General features: G+C 39.5%; 16 protein-coding genes. 1 reads left to right on the forward strand and 15 read right to left on the reverse strand.

Annotated elements, in window-relative coordinates; genetic code table 11:
• Positions 1-13: 13 nt before the first annotated feature.
• The 4 genes from AC0VYJ_RS18590 to uvrB form a co-directional block, all read right to left on the reverse strand.
• Positions 14-1,066: a DUF4097 family beta strand repeat-containing protein gene (locus AC0VYJ_RS18590; protein WP_475365854.1), complete on the reverse strand. Its 1,053-nt coding sequence runs from the start codon at positions 1,064-1,066 to the stop codon at positions 14-16.
• Between the two features lie 43 nt (positions 1,067-1,109).
• Positions 1,110-1,403 (reverse strand): magnetosome magnetite crystal formation protein family, encoded by a 294-nt coding sequence (locus AC0VYJ_RS18595; RefSeq protein WP_194218760.1) that lies wholly within the window; start codon positions 1,401-1,403, stop codon positions 1,110-1,112.
• A gap of 108 nt (positions 1,404-1,511) precedes the next feature.
• Positions 1,512-4,379, reverse strand: a complete 2,868-nt coding sequence (gene uvrA / locus AC0VYJ_RS18600; RefSeq protein ID WP_430244940.1) for an excinuclease ABC subunit UvrA — start codon at positions 4,377-4,379, stop codon at positions 1,512-1,514.
• 7 nt (positions 4,380-4,386) lie between these two features.
• Entirely contained in the window at positions 4,387-6,363 is a 1,977-nt protein-coding gene (gene uvrB, locus AC0VYJ_RS18605; RefSeq protein WP_475365855.1) for an excinuclease ABC subunit UvrB, read from the reverse strand.
• Between the two features lie 205 nt (positions 6,364-6,568).
• On the opposite strand from uvrB, the gene AC0VYJ_RS18610 reads away from it, so the two are divergent.
• Positions 6,569-7,435 carry a sulfite exporter TauE/SafE family protein gene (locus AC0VYJ_RS18610; RefSeq protein WP_194218758.1) on the forward strand — a complete coding sequence of 289 codons (867 nt, stop codon included), beginning with the start codon at positions 6,569-6,571 and terminating at the stop codon, positions 7,433-7,435.
• Positions 7,436-7,438: 3 nt separating this feature from the next.
• Here the strand turns inward: AC0VYJ_RS18610 and AC0VYJ_RS18615 are convergent, their stop codons facing one another.
• The 11 genes from AC0VYJ_RS18615 to prfB all read right to left on the reverse strand — a co-directional run bounded on the left by AC0VYJ_RS18615 (position 7,439) and on the right by prfB (position 18,198).
• The gene (locus AC0VYJ_RS18615) at positions 7,439-7,669 is read right to left on the reverse strand and encodes a DUF2198 family protein (protein ID WP_430244947.1); all 231 of its coding nucleotides are present in this window, start codon (positions 7,667-7,669) and stop codon (positions 7,439-7,441) included.
• 132 nt (positions 7,670-7,801) lie between these two features.
• Positions 7,802-8,329, reverse strand: a complete 528-nt coding sequence (locus AC0VYJ_RS18620) for an acyl-CoA thioesterase (RefSeq protein WP_194219583.1) — start codon at positions 8,327-8,329, stop codon at positions 7,802-7,804.
• Between the two features lie 128 nt (positions 8,330-8,457).
• Positions 8,458-8,793, reverse strand: coding sequence for a hypothetical protein (locus AC0VYJ_RS18625; RefSeq protein WP_226615289.1), 336 nt, complete (start codon positions 8,791-8,793; stop codon positions 8,458-8,460).
• A gap of 294 nt (positions 8,794-9,087) precedes the next feature.
• Positions 9,088-10,278: a PDZ domain-containing protein gene (locus AC0VYJ_RS18630; protein ID WP_475365856.1), complete on the reverse strand. Its 1,191-nt coding sequence runs from the start codon at positions 10,276-10,278 to the stop codon at positions 9,088-9,090.
• Positions 10,279-10,526: 248 nt separating this feature from the next.
• Positions 10,527-11,966 (reverse strand): S41 family peptidase, encoded by a 1,440-nt coding sequence (locus tag AC0VYJ_RS18635; RefSeq protein ID WP_475367521.1) that lies wholly within the window; start codon positions 11,964-11,966, stop codon positions 10,527-10,529.
• Between the two features lie 158 nt (positions 11,967-12,124).
• The gene (locus AC0VYJ_RS18640; RefSeq protein ID WP_430245875.1) at positions 12,125-13,480 is read right to left on the reverse strand and encodes a murein hydrolase activator EnvC family protein; all 1,356 of its coding nucleotides are present in this window, start codon (positions 13,478-13,480) and stop codon (positions 12,125-12,127) included.
• Positions 13,481-13,532: 52 nt separating this feature from the next.
• Positions 13,533-14,426, reverse strand: a complete 894-nt coding sequence (gene ftsX, locus AC0VYJ_RS18645; RefSeq protein WP_430245873.1) for a permease-like cell division protein FtsX — start codon at positions 14,424-14,426, stop codon at positions 13,533-13,535.
• Complete coding sequence (ftsE, locus tag AC0VYJ_RS18650; protein WP_430245871.1) at positions 14,416-15,102, reverse strand: cell division ATP-binding protein FtsE; 687 nt, start codon at positions 15,100-15,102, stop codon at positions 14,416-14,418. The genes ftsX and ftsE overlap by 11 nt, the downstream gene beginning before the upstream one ends.
• Positions 15,103-15,461: 359 nt before the next feature.
• Entirely contained in the window at positions 15,462-15,842 is a 381-nt protein-coding gene (locus AC0VYJ_RS18655) for a c-type cytochrome (RefSeq protein ID WP_430245869.1), read from the reverse strand.
• An 89-nt stretch (positions 15,843-15,931) separates the two neighbouring features.
• The gene (locus tag AC0VYJ_RS18660) at positions 15,932-16,804 is read right to left on the reverse strand and encodes a YitT family protein (protein WP_303534350.1); all 873 of its coding nucleotides are present in this window, start codon (positions 16,802-16,804) and stop codon (positions 15,932-15,934) included.
• A 289-nt stretch (positions 16,805-17,093) separates the two neighbouring features.
• A protein-coding gene (gene prfB / locus AC0VYJ_RS18665) for a peptide chain release factor 2 (protein ID WP_430245867.1) occupies positions 17,094-18,198 on the reverse strand; the annotation gives its coding sequence in 2 pieces (ribosomal slippage) (positions 17,094-18,125 and positions 18,127-18,198; 1,104 coding nt in all).
• Positions 18,199-18,224: the final 26 nt, after the last annotated feature.

Consider the following 18,224-nt stretch of genomic DNA (forward strand, 5'->3'; position numbering starts at 1 on the left):
CTTATTCGAGCCATTAAAGATACGACACTGAAATCGAACCAGCAGTCGAATTGGCTTCAATTCGATAGTTATGTTCTGATTCTTCTTCTGTTCTAAACTTCTTCAATCGGTGAGAAATTTCTTTCTTCTCGCGAATAATACTCATATGATCAAGGTCAGTCGTAATCGCTCCAATCGTCGATTTTAGATCACCTTTAATATTTATACCCTTTGGCACAACAATTTGAATCGTACCGTTTACTGTTTTAAGGTCTGCACTTCCGCTTACTGGATTGGTAAGAGTATGACGAATAGCTCCGTTCATGGATTGTGCATCCGCTTCAACAAATGTCCCATCAATTGTAATTGGGCCGTTTGCTGTCTCGAGCTCACAAACTTCTCCATTTGTATCTTCTACAGAAATTGCGCCGTTTCCGGTCTCAGCTTCAAGCACTTTCACCGTAGATTTTCGAATGCCAATTTTCCCATTCCCTGTTTTTAACTTCGCTTTCGCAGAGTTCATTCCTTCACCGGTAACGTCACCATTGAAGGTCGTTATCCATACACCTTGATATTCTTTTGCAGGAACATAAATAACTAAATTCACTTTCACATCGGCACGTTCTGATTTAAAAGTTACTTTATCATTATCAACGGAAAAGTACGTTTCACGGAGAAGCTTATCCATGGCATCTTTCTGATTAGACACTCTGTAAACATTAGCGCGACAATCAATTTTTACTTCGTTGCGGTCCCAAGTCTGAAATGTAATTTCCCCATTTCGAACATGAACATCAAGTGTATCCGTCGAAACCTCTGATTGTTCAAAAACATGGGAAACCTCTTCAGAAGAACCAAAGTTGAAATCAAGATCCATATCCTTTACTTTTTGAATGAGCGACTCAACGAATTGACCTACTCTATATGCTGGAGCCGACCGATCTGCGTTAGAATCTGAAGACTTCTCTTGCTTCGTTTCTTCGGATTTTTCGTTTGTGCCAAGAGCTTTTAACAGTTTCGCACCCTCATCAGCTGATATTTTACCGTCTTCAATCATTTTCAAAATCATTCTACGTTCTTCATTCATTCAAAACATCTCCTTTTTTAAATTCGTGTGAACCCCTGTACGATTACCAGCGGAGAACCTGAATACCTTTGACAATGTTCCAAACAAACACAATGACATTTAGTAAACTAAACAATAGAAAACCTAAAATGATCACAACTCCTATATCCATCATAAAAACAGCCACTAACGCAAGAAGGATAGTGAGGAATGGAAGGAGATGAGAAACAATCGAGCGCTTCGCATGGTAAGAAACTTCTTCATCCTTCACCACAAAATAAACGATGATTGGGAAAAGAAACGGTGCGAAAAAAACGCTAAAATAACAAAGGGAGGACATCACTTTCTCAACAGACATAATTGCTTCCCCTTTCAATATTCTCTAACTATCTATACGATTCGTCAAAAAGAAAGTTTCAAAAATGAAAAAGAAAAACGAAAAGACAGCGATCGCTGTCTTTTCCAATTATACTGACTGTGTTTGTTCTAATCTTTTCTTCATCCGATTCTTATCACGCTCTAGAATTGGGGCAAGGTAACTTCCCGTATAGGAACGCTCTTCTTTTACAATTTTTTCTGGTGTGCCGGTTGCAATGATTTCACCACCACCGTCGCCACCTTCAGGTCCAAGATCAATGAGGTAATCAGCGGTTTTGATGACATCTAGATTATGCTCAATAATGAGGACAGAATCACCGTTTTCAACAAGTCTCTGTAAAACTTCCAGTAACCTTGAAATATCGTCTACATGTAATCCCGTAGTCGGTTCATCAAGAATATATAGGGTTTTACCCGTTGAACGTTTGTAAAGTTGTGAAGCTAGCTTCACACGCTGTGCTTCACCACCGGATACGGTTGTTGCAGGCTGACCTAATTTAATATAGCTTAACCCGACATCATAAAGCGTTTGTAGCTTACGATTAATCTTTGGAATGTTTTTAAAGAAATCTAGACCATCTTCTACCGTCATCTCAAGAATATCGGCAATATTCATACCCTTGTATTCAATTTCAAGCGTTTCACGATTATAGCGTTTGCCATGACATACTTCACACGGCACATAAACGTCTGGCAAGAAGTGCATTTCAATTTTAATAATCCCATCACCACGACAGGCTTCACAACGTCCACCTTTGACGTTAAAGCTGAATCGTCCCTTCTTATACCCGCGAACTTTCGCTTCATTTGTTTGTGCAAAAACATCACGAATGTCATCAAAAACTCCTGTATATGTTGCAGGATTTGAACGTGGCGTGCGGCCAATTGGAGACTGATCGATATCAATGACTTTATCCACATTCTCGAGTCCATTTATTTTCTTATGCTCACCTGGTTTATCCTTTGCTTTATGGAGTTTCTGAGCAAGTGCCTTATATAAAATTTCATTAATAAGTGTACTTTTACCAGAGCCAGATACACCCGTTACACAGGTGAATAATCCAATTGGAATCTTCGCCTTAGTGTTTTTTAGATTATTTTCTTTTGCCCCTACTATTTCAATATATCGACCGTCTGGTTTTCGACGCTCACTCGGAACAGGGATAAATTTCTTGCCTGATAAATATTCCCCTGTTAAAGAATCCTGGTCATCCATTATTTCAGCAGGCGAGCCTTCTGACGTAATATATCCACCGTGGGCTCCTGCACCAGGTCCAATATCAATAATATGATCTGCTGCTAACATCGTATCTTCATCATGCTCCACAACGATAAGTGTATTTCCAAGATCCCTCATGTTCTGAAGCGTTGATATTAAACGATCGTTATCACGCTGATGTAGTCCGATAGACGGTTCATCCAATATATACAGTACACCCATTAATCTTGATCCAACCTGTGTTGCAAGTCTAATCCGCTGCGCTTCACCACCGGATAATGTACCAGCTGATCGGTTAAGCGTTAAATAATCCAAACCAACATTGACAAGGAAGCCAAGTCGATCCTGGATTTCTCGTAAAATCATTTTCCCGATTGTAGCTTCTTTTGCAGTTAAATCTAACTGATCAAAAAAGCCAGCAGCATCTTTAATCGCATACTCCGTTGCTTCGCCAATATGCTTCCCATTAATTAAGACAGAGCGAGCTTCTTTCTTTAATCGATAACCTTTACAAGTTGGACAAGGTTTTTGTGCCATATAGGCTTCCATTTGCTCACGGATATAATCAGAACTAGTTTCACGATAGCGTCGTTCAACGTTTGGAATAACTCCTTCAAAAGGAACGTTATTTTCACGAACCTGCCCAAAATCATTTTCATAACGGAAGTAAACTTTTTCCCCATCGCTACCATAAAGCACTTTATCGAGCTGTGCTCTAGGAATTTTGTCTACTGGGGTATCCATATCAATTCCAAAATGATTACAAACACTTTGAAGTAGCTGCGGGTAGTAATTGGAACTTACCGGCTCCCAAGGTGCAATGGCATGTTCTCGAAGGGATTTGTCCCAATCCGGTATGACTAGGTCAAGATCCACTTCAAGTTTCAGTCCTAAGCCGTCACAAGAAGGACAAGCACCAAATGGACTGTTAAAAGAAAATAATCTCGGCTCCAATTCCCCGATTGAAAAACCACAGTACGGACAGGAATGATGCTGATTGAAAAGAAGCTCTTCCTGCCCCATCACATCTACGATCACCTGGCCACCACCAAGATTAAGGGCGGTTTCAAGTGAATCTGCTAATCTTGATTGAACGCCTTCTTTCACTACAATACGATCAATCACAACTTCAATGGAATGTTTCTTGTTTTTTTCTAGCGAGATCTCATCCGCAACTTCCATCATCTCTCCATCTACTCGTACGCGAACATAGCCTTGCTTCTTAATATCTTCTAATACTTTCACATGTTCGCCTTTACGACCTGAAACGACTGGGGATAGAATTTGGAGCTTAGTTCGCTCTTCATAAGTCAGTATCCGATCAACCATTTGCTCGATCGTCTGTGACGTAATTTCTACGCCATGACGTGGACAAACAGGACGTCCGATTCTTGCAAATAGGAGACGGAGGTAGTCATAAATCTCGGTTACCGTTCCAACCGTTGAACGAGGGTTACGACTCGTTGTCTTTTGATCAATGGAAATGGCGGGAGACAGACCTTCAATAGCATCTACATCCGGCTTATCCATCTGTCCAAGGAATTGTCTTGCATATGCTGATAACGATTCAACATACCGTCTCTGTCCTTCTGCATAAATCGTATCAAATGCTAGAGATGATTTCCCTGATCCTGACAAGCCTGTTACAACAACAAGCTTATCTCTTGGGATCGATACATCTATATTTTTTAAATTATGGGCTCTGGCCCCTTTGACGACGATCTCATCGTTTGCCATCTGTTCGTCATCCTTCCGCTTTAAGCTCTAATAGTAGGTCACGAAGTTCTGCAGCACGTTCGAAATTCAGTTCTCGTGCAGCTTCCTTCATTTCAGTTTCCACATTTTCAATCACTTTAGCACGCTCTTGCTTCGTCATCTTACCTTGCTTAGGAATCTTGTATTCTTCTCCATCTTCAGCTGCAACCGTTGCTCTTATACCTTCACGCACTTTCTTTTGAATTGTTGTAGGCGTAATGCCGTATTTTTCGTTGTATTCTTGTTGAATTTCTCTTCTACGACTCGTTTCATTCATTGCCACTTCCATTGAATTGGTGATTTTATCAGCATACAAGATAACATGGCCACCTGAATTTCGAGCAGCACGTCCGATTGTTTGAATTAAAGAACGCTCAGATCGTAAGAACCCTTCCTTATCTGCATCTAAAATTGTAACAAGAGATACTTCTGGGATATCGAGACCTTCCCTTAGAAGGTTAATACCAACAAGAACATCAAATACACCTAATCGGAGATCACGAATAATTTCAATTCTTTCGAGAGTCTTTATTTCAGAGTGAAGGTATCGTACCTTTACCCCCATTTCAAGCAAATAATCCGTTAAATCCTCTGACATCTTTTTCGTGAGCGTCGTCACAAGTACCCGTTCATTACGTGCAGACCGCTGATTGATTTCATCTAATAGGTCATCAATCTGACCTTCGATTGGACGAATTTCAATCGTCGGATCAAGAAGACCGGTTGGGCGAATAATTTGTTCGACGACTTTGGTTGAATGCTCTTCTTCATAGGTCCCTGGCGTTGCAGATACATAAACAAATTGATGAGCCTTCTCTTCAAATTCTTCAAAACGAAGAGGGCGATTGTCTTTTGCTGATAGTAAGCGGAAGCCATGATCCACTAGCACACCTTTTCTTGCCTGATCTCCATTGTACATTCCTCTTACTTGGGGAAGCGTAACGTGAGATTCATCAACCATAATTAAGAAATCATCTGGAAAGTAGTCCATTAATGTATATGGCGTTGCTCCTGCTTCTCTTAGTGTCAAATGTCTAGAATAGTTTTCAATTCCTGAACAAAAGCCCATTTCAGCCATCATTTCAATATCGTATCTCGTTCGCTGTTCAAGACGCTGAGCTTCAAGAAGTTTGCCTTCTTCATTTAAAATCTTCAGTCTCTCTTCAAGCTCAGCTTCAATTCGCTGTATCGCGATTTTTAACTTTTCTTCACGGGTAACGAAGTGGGAAGCCGGGAATATAGCCACGTGCTCTCTTTCTCCAAGAATTTCACCTGTTAGGGAATTCACTTCAGTAATTCGATCAATTTCATCTCCAAAAAATTCGACGCGAATACAGTGTTCATCTCGTGAGACAGGGAAAATTTCCACAACGTCTCCTCTAACGCGGAACGTACCACGTGTGAAATTAATATCATTCCGGGAATATTGAATATCGACCATATCGCGCAACAGTTGATCACGATCTTTTTCCATTCCTTTTCGAATTGAAAGTACTAGACTTCTGTATTCCTCTGGATTACCAAGACCATAAATACAAGAAACACTTGCTACAATAATGACGTCATTACGCTCAAACAAACTTGATGTTGCAGAATGTCGTAGTTTATCTATTTCGTCATTAATACTTGCATCTTTTTCGATGAATGTATCCGATTGAGGTATGTACGCTTCTGGTTGATAATAATCATAATAGCTTACAAAATATTCCACAGCGTTATGCGGAAAGTACTCCTTAAATTCACTATATAATTGACCAGCAAGCGTTTTATTGTGCGCAATAATGAGGGTCGGTTTATTCACCTCTTGTATCACGTTAGACATTGTGAACGTTTTACCAGTTCCTGTTGCGCCGAGCAACGTTTGGTGGCGTTCATTATTATGAACACCTTGTACAAGTTTCTTAATGGCTTCAGGCTGGTCGCCTTGAGGCTCATAATCAGATACCAACTCGAACTTTTTTTCCACCATCTTCGCCTCCGTTCCTATCATCCATGTCACTTATTATATCACAGAATATGGTTTAAACTTCAATTAAAGCGAACTGATATTCGCATTTTATTTTCAAGGTTATCTTTCTCTTCATACAAAACTATTGTATGCTGTTAAAGGTTGATTCACAGTGTAGCGGAATTCACGCAGTACTAAGTTTTACTACAAAGGAGTTTTAACATTGCTGCTTTTATGGGCTTTACCACTTGGCCTCTCAATCGGTGCTGTCTCAGGATTTTTTGGCGTAGGCGGGGGATTTCTCCTCACACCTATTCTTTTGTTACTTGGTTATTCACCTGCAACAGCAATCACCATTAGCCTTCTTTATAGCATGAGCACTTCGATTTCTGGATCTTTGAAGTATATTCAAAGTAAAAGAATTCTATGGAAAGTGACTCTTTTTCTATCGATTAGTGGCATGATCGGAACACAGGTTGCTAAACCACTTGTCTTATATTTGGAAGAGAGCAAAATCGATGGTCCAGTTATCTCAATCTTATATATCGTTCTTCTCGCATACTTTTCCATATCCATGCTTTCCAAAGGACAAACTATAGATGAAGAAAATGTTTCTATTTCTGTTTCCCCTCTTCGAACAATTTTAATCGGCTTACTAGGCGGATTTATTTCTTCTACTCTTGGAGTGGGGGGCGGTTTTGTCATGGTACCACTATTAATTCATGTACTACGTCTTCCGCCACGACTTGCAGTGGGTACATCTTTAACTTCCATCTTCTTCATTGTATTGACCGGTTTCTTCTCATATATTCAAACGGTTACCATTCCGATCACCCTTGCCATTCTCTTAGTGATTGGAGCGATCATTGGAGCTAGAATCGGAGCAGGAATGACAGATTCTTTCACTGAAACCACATTAAAAAATCTTCTTGGCATTCTTTACTTTTTTACGTTAGTTAGTATTCTATTACAGCTATTCCATCAGTCGATTTCAGGCCTACTCATTCTATTTCTCTATATTATTTGCCTAATGTGTCTCTTCATTTACCAGTATTGGACGAAAAAGAAGCGCCTATTCTTTTTAAAATAGGCGCTACTTCATTTTTTTCTTATTTTGTTTTTGTGTTTTCATTGAAAAATAAAATCCAACAAGCGCTGACAAAATCGTTAAGACAATCAAATGTATCGGATGATCGATTCCACCAAACACAGCCCACATAAATAAAATCGTTAACCCGAAACTAACGTAAGTATTATATGTAACTCGCGTAAACACGACCATGATAATTGCCGGAACGAATAAAGCAATTAATATTCCTTGCATACTGGTAAGTTCCCCTCTCTAATCACAACTTCTCCCCCCATCTTACAACAAGTTAGGGAGAGAATGCTATGATCAGAAAAGAAAACTCATCATTGTAAAGTCGTTTCTTATCACATAGGATAAGAAACGACTTTACAATGTAGTAAACTGAGCTGCATCCCAGGGCTTTGGAGTTCCAAATTCACGAGCTAGCTTTCTACTTTCACCTTTGCGACCTTTACGAATCTCTTTTCGTTCAACAGCTGTTTCATTCAAGAATTTCTCCTCTTCTGTTTCAGGGTAAACACCTGGTACCTCAACTGGATTTCCTTCTTCATCAAGGGCTACAAATGTTAACAGCGCAGTCGCACATACGTGACGTTCACCAGTGAACATTTTCTCTGCAATTGCTTTAACAAAAACCTCCATTGATGTTTTGTGTGTCCACGTCACCATGGATTCAAGACAAACAATGTCTCCTTGATTAATCGGATGAAGAAAATCCACTGAATCAGTTGATGCTGTTACACAGGGTCTTCTTGAATGACGAGTTGCTGAAATAAGAGCAACGTCATCAATGAAGGCCATCAGTTGACCCCCAAATAATGTTCCATGAATATTTGTATGAGTCGGATTGACTACGGTTGCTTTAGCCGTTCTTGACTCATTGGTAGACTTCATATTTGTATCTTCGAATACATTGTCCATTCTAATCACCTTTTCTTTCTTAATGGCTCTGCTAATACACTACCCTAATCGAGTAAATCTGTGTTGTTAGTAACAAATGACAAAATTCAACCCTTTATAGTTTATTTACTATATTTAAATCCTTTTTCACTAATCCGAGTAATAGGATAATCTTTTGACTCTGCGAGCATTTCAAGGATATTAAAAAGGGATGACTTTGAAATAGTGATTCTATAATGCTTCTCTAGTAGATCTGTCAGATAAAGCGGCCCCATCGCCACTTGAGAACGTTCAAGGGTTTCTACGATTTCGGAAATTGGAGCTCTTGTAACGACAGACGCGCTACCGTGCATTTGATTCATAATTGTCTCACGCTCTATTTCAAACTTTTGAAGCAACTTCATTTCTCTTTCATTAAGATCCATTAATTGTTGCTGCAACTGCTTTTCTCCAGTCATTGCGACATGCTCCTTTACGTTAAGAATGATCAAAGTGTAGCAAGCGTTTTGCTAACATACAAGACATAGAAAAACACTGTAAACGCAATCATCCAAGGGATGAAACGGTTTTCTAACTTCCATATATTTCTTGAATAGAACCTATAACTAAATGGCATAGAAACAAGTACAACTTTATTGTTGAAATAGGTTTAATTCTATAAGTGACAAAGAGAAACATAACTTTTGCTATTTAACGAAAAATAGCATAACAAAAAAGAAGAAAGCCTCAGCCTTCTTCTAACGATTCGTTTATTATTGTGCTTCCTCTTGCTCCTCAAAACGATTTTCTTTTACAAATAGCAAACCAAGCTCATGATGAGTATTATTATAAAGCGCTTTTTGCTCAAACCTAACTTCTCCATTAACATCAAGCACTTCCATTTTACAAAAAGCGGCATTACGTTGAAGAGCCGTATAAAAATCCACACCTTTTCCTAAAGGTAGCCCATTCACCTTAGAAATGACTTCGCCAACTTGTAAGTTCATTTGATCTGCAGGTGAGCCAGGGAGAATTCCGAGAATAACAAGTCCTTTATTTCGTTCATTGAAATAGGCAGGCTTATTTTTACCTCGATGAAGAAGTAAAATACCAGCTCGTCCAAGAATCACTAGAATGATTGCAACTAATGCAATCCATTTATTACTCAAAAAGTAACTCATTAGACCAATTAAGACCGTCGCTCCCCCGAGAAGAGCAACCTGCCTACCATTACTCTTCATCTCTGGAAGGGGTAATGCATGGTGTATAAGCTTTCGAAAGCCAATTGGATATGGCAATAAGATAAAGGCATAGGTGCCAGCACCAAAATCAAGAAGAGGCCACCATGTAAATGATTCAACCTGACCGACTGGAAGGAAGAGGAATAGTGGTAAAAGCCATAGTCTTTGGACTTCATGGGCCCCCACTAACTTTCCACGTTTACTTTCTACGAGTCTTGGTGACGTCTGTTTCCCGGCATTCATCGTAATGAATAACCCTTCCATGAATACTAGAAAGCCAACTAAAATAGCGAGCGCAATCGGCGATGCATTCCCGATCCCCTCTTGCATCGTATTGAGAGTATCGTTACCGAGATCGATTGGAGTATAAAAAAACGTTGCTAGTGTAGGTAAGATGAACACAAAAGCAGGTGATAAAAAACGAATTTGTCCTGTTACTAAAAGCAAAAATGCTCCGAGACTCATTGCTACGGTGGTACTGAAAGGAATCGTTAAACCAAGCAAAAGATTAAGTATTAGAAAAGCGGCTCCAATCAATAATCCAGGTATGATAGCAAATGGAACATCGTCCAAAACATCATGTACTCTTGTGTGAAAATCTCTTCTATCACGTTTTACTCGTGAAAGGCCGAGCATAAATGCTCCAATAATCGTAATATACGTGAGGGGATGAAGGAAAAAACTAATAATTCCCTTAAGTATTGAAAGGCCAAAAGTGTCCATTTTATATTCCTCCATGCTTGTTAGCAGTTACTAAATGACTGGCTATGTTATATGAATGTTCCACTCTGTCATGAGAGAATTATCGAAAATACCCTAACATTGCCAAATAATCATGAGACAACCAATCTAGTTTACCTCATTTTGAAAATGTCTTCTACTTGTTCAACGTGCTTATCATGGTCGAAAAAAATTCCGCAGGATTTCCTGCGGAATAGCTTCGACATCAACAGTTCATTTCCTTCTTGAAATTATTTAGCAAGGAGCTCCACCGCTGTCTTAAGCTGCACATCGTTATCAGGATTGCGAATGGAATCAATAATTTTTTCCTGAAGTTTCTGCGCAGTTTTTTCATCTATTTTCCCAGTAATATTTATATCATTCGAACGTTGGAAAGCTTTTACTGCTGTAACTGTTTTATCACTAAAATAACCGTCTTTGCGTCCCGGTTCAAAACCAAGGCCTTTGAGCATGATTTGCGCAGACTCTACTTGCTCGCTGTTCTGATCAAATTCTAACGTCTTTTCAGTAGATAATGGATTTACATAGAAGTAATCAGGCTGCTTTGCTTCAACCGTTGGCTCAATTCCTTCTTTATGAATCCAGTTGCCATCTGGTGTTAACCATTTAAACATTGTCAGCTTAATATTACTGCCATCTCCAAGGTCTAGCGTTGATTGAACCGTTCCTTTACCAAATGACGTTTCACCGACTAAATCATAATCGCCTGCTTCTTTAAGCGCTCCGGCAAGAATTTCTGCAGCAGATGCACTCCCACGATCAATAAGTCCTACGACAGGATAATCTTTTTTCTCTTCAAGAGTAGAAACAGAACGCTGTTTCTCTCCTTCACGATCTTCAATTTGAACGTAAGGTTTGTCATTAGGAATCAGTTCTTCCGCCATATCCGAAACAACATTTAACAGGCCTCCTGGATTATTACGAACGTCAAGTACCAAACCATCAATGTCCTGTTTTTCTAATTTAGTCAACTCTTCTGAGAAGCTTTTAGCTGTATCCTCTGAGAATGAAGTGATTTGCAAGACACCGATTGTTTTTCCGTTTTCTTTTACCGTACTTGCACGGACCGTTTCGATAGGAATCTCATCACGCGTCACTTCTACCTTCATAGTCTCTGAAGCGCCTGGGCGTTGAACGCCGAGCGTGACAACCGTGCCTTTCTCCCCACGAATCTTTAATACGGCATCATACAAATCAAGTCCTTCTGTGCTTTCACCGTCGATCGTCATGATTTTATCATTCGGACGGAGGCCTGCTTTCTCAGCAGGTGAATCTTTATAAGGTGACACTATCGTTACTCTTCCCTCAGTCATATTCACTTCCGCCCCGATTCCCTCAAAGGAAGAACCAAGAGATTGGCTAAATTGCTCGGCTGTTTTAGGGTCCATATAGACTGAGTAGGGATCTTCAAGAGTATCTACCATTCCTTTAATAGCTCCATCTAACAACTCTTTTTGATCGACATCATTTACATAGCGATCCTGGATTAATTCATAAGCTTTGTTAATTTTCGTTAGCTCTTCTGTCTCTATTTCATTACCGGAACCAAGAGTTAAAGATTGAGTGCTCCCTTCAGGCTCGTCCTGTAATAAAGTGAAGGCCGCGTATGTACCACCTGAACCGATTACGAGGGCGATCACGACAAGTAAAGCGACAACTTTCCCCTGTATCTTCATTGTACTCACCTCTTCTAATTTGAAGGAAAAGGCACCCCATCATAACGATGCGATGCCTTTTCATCTTATTGTACTATATGATTCAGTTGTTTTCATTATGTTTCCATCTCAAATTGTGAGGGGGAAAGCCCATTGAAGCGAGGCTCATCTAATTATCGAATGTAATTCATTGGGTCAACAGCATTTGACTTACTAGAGTTCCATGAACCTTTGTGAATTTCAAAGTGTAAATGTTGTCCAGTTGAATGACCAGTATTCCCCATTGTACCAAGGTAAGTTCCCTGACTTACTGACTGACCTGTAGAAACTGCGCGATTTTGCAAATGAGCATACACTGTTGTGTACATTTGACCATTGATACTATGCGTCAAGAATACTACATTACCGTATGAATCTGAATGATAAGATTTTAATACTGTTCCATCTGCAGCAGCTGATACTGGGTTTTGACCACCTTGAGCAATATCAATTCCTGCGTGGAACGTTCCCCAGCGGCGGCCTAATCCAGATGTAATTGGACCAGCAGCAGGCTTAATGAATGTTGCGTTACTAGAAGGCGCTGGTGCTGGCTCAGGAGTTGGCGCCGGTGCTGAATTTGAACTGCTTGAACTATTTGAACTGCTAGACTTGCTTGAGCTTGCCGCTGCTTCCTTTTTCGCTTGTGCTTCAGCTTCAGCTTTTTCTTTTGCCGCTTTAGCTGCGGCTTTACGCTCTTCTTCAGCTTTACGAGCTGCTTCTTCAGCACGCTTAATCTCTTGCTTTACTGCTTTTTCTTGAGCTGCTAGAAGTTCAGCAGTTTCATTTAAGTCCATCATATGATTATGAAGATCGCCTTCTTCTTCTTCAAGGGACTTCATTAGCTTATCTTTTTGTGCTTTTTTAGAATCAAGCTCTTTTTTAAGATCTTCAAGCTCTGCTTTATTCTCTTCAAGAGAGGCAAGTTTCTCTTCTACTTGAGCTTTCTTTTCTTCTACTGCCTGCTTGTCCGCTTTATGCTCTTCAAGAATCTTTTTGTCTTGATCAGCGATTGTATTAAGAGCAAGAACGCGTTCTACTAGATCACCAAAATCAGTAGCACCAAGTAAAACTTCCATGTAATCAACTGTTCCGCCACCGTTTTGTTGCATAGAGCGAATGCGATCTTTCAATAACTTATCACGCTCAGCAATACGGTCTTCTAAAGCGCTAATTTCTTCTTTCAACTGATCAATTTCAGCATTTGTATCTTTAATTTCCTTCTCTTTCACTGAAATCTTCTCATCCGTTTCAGCTACTTCTTTGTTTAACTGTTCAATTTCTGCTCGAACATCTTCTTGCTCTGCTTTCACGTCCGCAAGTTCAGATTCCTTTTGCTCAAGCTCTTCCTGGTTTGAAGACTGCTTTTCTTTGACATTATTAAGTTGATCATCAAGATTTGCGGCTTCAGTCGTTTGTGGAAGTGCTGCAGTTGTTAGTCCGCTTAAACCTAGAGTCAATGTTAGAGCCGTTGCTAATATTTTACGCTTCAATCTTTGTTCCTCCCCCAAAATAGATGAATCTATTTATCTCTTAATTTTCATTTTAAACTTTTAAGAATTTACGCATTGATGTAAGACTTCCCCATACTCCGATAATCACACCGAGGATAATTAACAACCCTGATAGCTGGTAAACAAACGGTGTTACCGGTAGTAAATCGATGAATAAAGTTGGGAAACGATTTGCTATTAATTCAATTAAATAGTAATAGCCGTAGATTAGAATTCCAATTGGGATAATCGAGCCGAAAATCCCAATTAGGATACCCTCTACTAGGAATGGCCATCGAATGAACCAGTTCGTTGCTCCCACTAGCTTCATAATTTCAATTTCATGACTTCTGGCAACAATTGTTAGTTTAATAGTATTAGAAATGAGGAACATGGCTGTAAATAGTAATCCAACCACAAGGGCCAGTCCAACATTTCGTGCGATCTCAAGAACTTTAAAAAGTCTGTTCACCGTATCTTCTGCAAACTCAACATCTTGTACATTTTCTAGCTGCTTAATCTCTTCAGCCACTGCCGTTACATTCTTAGGATCTTTGGTTTTGACCAGGAATGCGTCACTTAAAGGATTTTCTTCTCTTAATGACTCGAACACTTCACCTTCATCCCCAAGGTTATCAATTAAATTATCCAATCCTTCTTCTTTAGATTGATAAGTAACAGATTCCACTTCAGAAATGTTCTCGATCCTAGACTTAAGTTCATCTTGCTGTTCTTGCTGAGCCGTTAAATCAATAAATGCGCTGATTTCAACATCACTTTCAAGCTGATCACCAAAAGCATTTAAATTAAGAAGCAATGCGAGACAAACGCCGACTAAAAGTAGTGTAACGGTAACCGCAGAAATCGAAGCGAAGGTCATCCAGCCATTTCGACCAAGATTTTTGAAACCTTCTTTTCCGTGGCGACCAAACGTTTTAATTTTCATACCCGTACTCACCTCTTGCTTCATCACGGGTAACTATACCGCCATCAATTGCAATAACACGTTTTCTGAATGTATTCACAATATCCTTATTATGGGTTGCCATAATAACAGTTGTACCGCGATTGTTGATTTGATCTAGTAAATCCATAATGCCCCATGCAGTTTCTGGATCCAGATTCCCGGTAGGCTCATCTGTTAGCAGAATGTGAGGGTTATTGACGATCGCTCTTGCTATTGAAACCCTCTGCTGTTCCCCACCTGAAAGTTCGTCTGGTAAGAACCTTGCTTTGTTTTTCAAATTAACGAGACTTAGCGTTTCCATGACTCGCTTGCGCGTATTTGCTTTACTTTCCTCGATGACTTCAAGAGCAAAAGCGACGTTCTCATAAACGGTTAATCTTGGCAAAAGTTTAAAGTCCTGAAAAACAACGCCGATTTCGCGACGTAGCTTAGGGATGTACTTACTCTTCAATTTGCCAACATCTTTTCCATTAATTACGATTTTTCCACTTGTAGGCTTTTCTTCCCGATACATCATTCTCATAAATGTTGACTTACCGGCGCCACTTGGTCCTACTATGTAGACAAATTCACCTTTATCAATTGTAATATCGATACCGTTTATGGCTTTGATTCCATTGTCGTATGTTTTCCAAACATCTTTCATTTCGATCAAACTGTACCACTTCCTACTTGCTTAAATTCTCGATGCAAATTCTTAGGAGTTAGTTTTATTATTGGTGTTTTTATTTTTGATTAGTTCCTTTACATCTGAAGATATTATAACAAACAAATTCGCTATTTTAAGACAAATTTTTATTACATTTTTATTTCAAGACTCTCTTGATCTGACATCTTCTGCAATAATACATTAATAACTAATAGATTATTACACAATTATCTATGCTTAACTTTGTCAAGAAGGGAAATACAAGAGATACCCTCTCTCCTTCGTAATATTACATCCTCCTTTTTCCAAGTTTATAATCAAAAATACGACAATAAAAAAAGCACTATTCAGTGCTTCTTCTCTACTTATTTCATATCCGCTAGCCAGCTTGCTACGTTTTCTTCCACTTCCGTATCTCCACGTAAAATATTCCCAGGCATTTGCCCTTTCCCGTTTTGAATGACAGAGAGAATCTCATCTTTCGATAACCGTGAGCCTACATTTGAAAGTTGTGGCCCTACTTTCCCCTCAAGGTTGTCTCCATGACAGCTTAAGCAATTCGTTTGATATGTAGCTTCTGCGGCATTAGCATCATATTCACCAGAAGCTTGGCCTGCATTCCCATTTTCTAAGTTACCTTCTTTTGAAGAGCCCTCATTCTTGCTATTTTCATTATTACTCGCACCACATGCAGCTAAACTAAAAATCAGAACAACTACAAACAGAAACCCCATCCACTTCTTCATTATCTTCACTCCTCATATATACTGCCACCCATTGGACAAAGTAAAAACCTCACCTCTAATGGAGCTCACTTTCATTTACAATAGCCGGCTTACTCTCTTTTAAAACCTTCTCCTAGCACTTCAGTGGCGTTGGATACAATCACAAATGCTGAAGGATCAACCCCCTTCACGAGCTCTTTTAGCTTTGTAACCTCATTTTGCGCAACAACAACCATTAAGATGGGACGCTTATCATTGGTGTATCCACCCTGACCTGAAATTCTTGTCACACCTCGATCTATTACAGTGATGATTCCTTCACGCAGCTCTTCTTCTTTATCTGAAATAATAAGAGCCATTTTCGAGTAGCCCAATCCTAGTTGAACAACATCAATTGTTTTACCTGTTAGATACATAGCAATAAGGGCATAAAGTGCTTCTTCTAGGCTGAACACAAACGCTGAAGCAACGACAATTAAGCCATCAATCATAAATACACACGTTCCGAGCGAAACTCCTGTATACTTGTTTACAATTTGTGCAGCAAGGTCAGTACCTCCAGTAGAGGCCTTTCCCCTGAATACAATTCCAAGGCCAATCCCAACTCCAAGACCACCGAAAAGGGCACCTAATAACGGATCTGTTGTCGCTGGTTCTACGTTCTCTGTCAATTTTACGACAAAAGGTAAGAAGAGAGTTCCGACCAAGGTTTTTGGACCATACTTTTTCCCCAGAAAGATTAAACCACTTATAAACAATGGAATATTAAAAGCCCACTGGACATATGCCGGTTTCCAATCAAAGACTCCTTTTGTAATGGTACTGATCCCGCTTACCCCACCAGAAGCTATGCTATTAGGGAGTAGGAAAAGGTTAAAGGCAATCGCCACAAGGGCGGATCCTACCATAACGCTTAAATATTCAAGTATCTTATGTGCTGGTGAAACCTTTCTTGCTGTAAATTTCGCTAACGTTGCTATCATAACTGCATTCACTCACTTACCTCTATGATTTAAGTCACTGCTCATTTCTAAGCAAAAGCCTTCAGTAGTATATCATCGGGCATATGGGGTGTAAACCGCATTGTAGCAGCGCGTTATCAAGTTGAAGCACTTCTTTCTCCCTTTATACTTTGCCCCATTTATGACAGAAACATGAAGAAGCGATTGGTGATCACAAAGGGTAAACGACCGAAAAGTAAACAACGTACACTAACATAGCCTTTAAATAAAAAAAGCCGACCTGATTCTACAGGTAGGCTTGAAGTTAGTTTCAATCATTTAAACGAGAACGGAGAAAAGCATCAATAAATGGATCGAGATCGCCATCCATGACAGATTGAGTGTTCCCAACTTCCATATTTGTACGATGATCTTTTACCATACTATATGGATGGAAAACATAAGATCGAATTTGACTACCCCAGCCAATTTCTTTCTGCTCGCCTCGGATCTCATCGAGCTCTGCTTCTTGTTCTTCAATTTTCAATTGATATAGCTTTGCTTTCAACATTTTCATGGCCTGTTCTCGGTTTTTAATCTGAGAACGTTCTCCCTGACAACTAACAACTACTTTAGTAGGAAGGTGCGTGATTCGAACGGCAGAGTCAGTCGTATTAATGTGCTGACCACCAGCACCACTCGCACGATACGTATCGATCTTCAAATCTTCTGTGCGAATGTCAATCTCAATTTCATCATTAAATTCAGGCATTACTTCGCAAGAAACAAAAGAAGTATGACGTCTGCCGCTTGAGTCAAATGGTGAGATACGAACAAGGCGGTGGACTCCTTTTTCCGCTTTTAAATACCCATAAGCATTATGACCTTTAAAGTTTAACGTAACACTTTTCACACCAGCTTCATCACCAGGGAGGTAATCAAGCGTTTCAACTTTAAATCCTTTTTTCTCACCATAACGCGTATACATTCTAAGAAGCATCGATGCCCAGTCTTGTGATTCTGTACCACCAGCACCCGGGTGAAGTTCAAGAATCGCATTATTTTTATCATGCTCTTCGCTTAGAAGAAGCGTAAGTTCAAATTGATTGACTGCTTTTTTTAGATCTTTAATTTCTACTTCAAGATCTTCAAATAACTCCTGATCGTTTTCTTCTTTCACAAGTTCATAAGAAACTTCCAAGTTCTCATATTCTTCTTGAAGAGAATCGAACTCATTAACAGCTTCTTTTAGAGAATTTGATTCATTGATCACTTTTTGAGCGGCATTTTGATCATTCCAGAAATCTGGATCAGTCATTTGAATGTCTAATTCATCGATACGGGCTCTTTTATTTTCGAGGTCAAAGAGACCCCCTAAAGTCGTTTAATCGTGTTTCAATTGTGTTTAGTTCGCTTCTAATTTCATGCATTTCCATCGTCTGCACCTCAAGTTTTTCGTTAT

The organism is Anaerobacillus sp. 63XJN7_5_ISO-PGPR-S23-430, assembly GCF_056173695.1.